General features: G+C 54.3%; 1 rRNA gene. It reads right to left on the minus strand.

From position 1 onward, the window contains the following. A 23S ribosomal RNA gene (locus tag ACFFU4_RS18305) occupies positions 1 to 2216 on the minus strand; the annotation flags it as partial. Positions 2217 to 2500: the final 284 nt, after the last annotated feature.

Here is a 2500-nt window from a genome sequence, read left to right on the forward strand (position 1 = left end):
TACGCTTTAGGAGGCGACCGCCCCAGTCAAACTACCCGCCACGCAGGGTCCCGGACCCCGATCAGGGGCCGCGGTTAGACATCAAGAGTGCGAAGGGTGGTATCTCAAGGGTGGCTCCACCGCGACTGGCGTCACGGGTTCAAAGCCTACCACCTATCCTGCACATCACAATCCTGATGCCAGTGCGAAGCTGTAGTAAAGGTGCACGGGGTCTTTCCGTCTGACCGCGGGAAGCCTGCATCTTGACAGGCAATTCAATTTCGCTGAGTCGATGTTGGAGACAGCGGGGAAGTCGTTACGCCATTCGTGCAGGTCGGAACTTACCCGACAAGGAATTTCGCTACCTTAGGACCGTTATAGTTACGGCCGCCGTTTACCTGGGCTTCAATTCAAGGCTCTCACCTCTCCTTTTAACCTTCAGGCACCGGGCAGGCGTCAGACCCTATACGTCGTCTTGCGACTTCGCAGAGCCCTGTGTTTTTAGTAAACAGTCGCCACCCCCTGGTTTGTGCCCCCGGATCCAAGTTGCCTTGAACCCGGGCCTCCTTCTCGCGAACTTACGGAGGTATTTTGCCGAGTTCCTTCAACATCGTTCTCTCAAGCGCCTTGGTATTCTCTACCAGTCCACCTGTGTCGGTTTAGGGTACGATCTCATGGAAGAGCTATTTCCAGGAACTGCTCAGCGGCCCATCCAATCCGATAAGGATGAACAACCTCCGCAATCCGTCACTTCTTCCTGGCCCAGGAATATTAACCTGGTTCCCATCGACTACGCCTTTCGGCCTCGCCTTAGGGGTCGGCTTACCCTGCTCAGATTAGCTTTAAGCAGGAACCCTTGGACTTTCGGCGGGAGGGTCTCTCACCCTCCTTGTCGCTACTCATGTCATCATTCTCACTAGTGATCTCTCCACCGGATGGCTCACGCCCCGGCTTCATCGAAAGCCTCGCCCCTCCCATGCGGGCGAGCCCGCAAAAGAGGAATGAGACTGTATCACACTACGCTCTGCTACCATGCCTTGCGGCATCCTAAGCTTCGGCTCATGGCTTGAGCCCCGTTACATCTTCGCCGCAGGACAACTTGTTTAGACCAGTGAGCTGTTACGCTATCTTTAAAGGATGGCTGCTTCTAAGCCAACCTCCTGGTTGTTTTGGTCGTCCCACCTGCTTTCCCACTTAGCCATGAATTGGGGGCCTTAGCTGTAGGTCAGGGTTGTTTCCCTCTCGACGACGGACGTTAGCATCCGCCGTCTGTCTGCCATCCAGTACTCCCCGGTATTCGGAGTTTGGTTAGGATCAGTAAGCCTGTGGGGCCCCATTACCCATCCAGTGCTCTACCCCCGGGGGTATTCGGATGACGCTCTACCTAAATAGATTTCGCAGAGAACCAGCTATCTCCGAGTTTGATTGGCCTTTCACCCCTAGGCACAACTCATCCCGACCTTTTTCAACAGGTGTGGGTTCGGACCTCCAGTTGGTGTTACCCAACCTTCATCCTGGTCATGCCTAGATCACTCGGTTTCGGGTCTGATCCGTCCAACTCATGCGCCCTATTAAGACTCGCTTTCGCTGCGCCTACACCTAACGGCTTAAGCTTGCTGGACAGACCAAGTCGATGACCCATTATACAAAAGGTACGCCGTCACTTCGCAAGGAAGCTCCGACTGATTGTAGGCGTTCGGTTTCAGGTACTGTTTCACTCCCCTCGTCGGGGTGCTTTTCACCTTTCCCTCACGGTACTGGTTCGCTATCGGTCAGTAAGGAGTACTTAGCCTTCGAAGGTGGTCCTCCGATCTTCAGACAGGATTTCACGTGTCCCGCCCTACTTGATACGTCCCTCAAAGCTTCCCGTACGGGGCTGTCACCCGCTCTGGCTGCGCTTCCCAACGCATTCTGGTCACTTATCGGGCTCGGCTGGTCCCCGTTCGCTCGCCGCTACTAGGGGAGTCGCTATTGCTGTCCTTTCCTCCGGGTACTTAGATGTTTCAGTTCCCCGGGTTTGCTCTTGAAGACCTATGTATTCAGTCAACAAGTCCCTGTCTCAGCCCGTTATTGATTGCCAAAGGCAATCAATAACCAACTGTCAGGTGGGTTGCCCCATTCGGAAATCCATGGATCAAAGCTTATTCTCAGCTCCTCATGGCTTATCGCAGAGTATCACGTCCTTCATCGCCTCTTACTGCCAAGGCATTCACCAAACGCCCTTCTCGCGCTTGATTTGATCCAGAAAAAGCAAGACTGTTTAGAATGTCCTACCGCCTTGCGGCTACTTGAGGACAATTTAGTGTCCTACCGCCTTGCGGCTACTTGAGGACAAGTTCTTGCGCGGCGGTGGAAGCTGGTAACAAACCACCGCCATTTTTCCGAACCAAAAGCATACATTCCCGCGTCATCTCGCGATGACGCATGGTCAGTGTACTTGACTTGGACAACGCCGCTCGTTCCGACCGGGATACATGCAAAGGGTTGAGGAAGCAGCCCTGAACATGCCGTCCACGCCTCG

The sequence above is a fragment of the Roseovarius ramblicola genome (assembly GCF_042430665.1).
GTDB classification, from domain to species: domain Bacteria; phylum Pseudomonadota; class Alphaproteobacteria; order Rhodobacterales; family Rhodobacteraceae; genus Roseovarius; species Roseovarius ramblicola.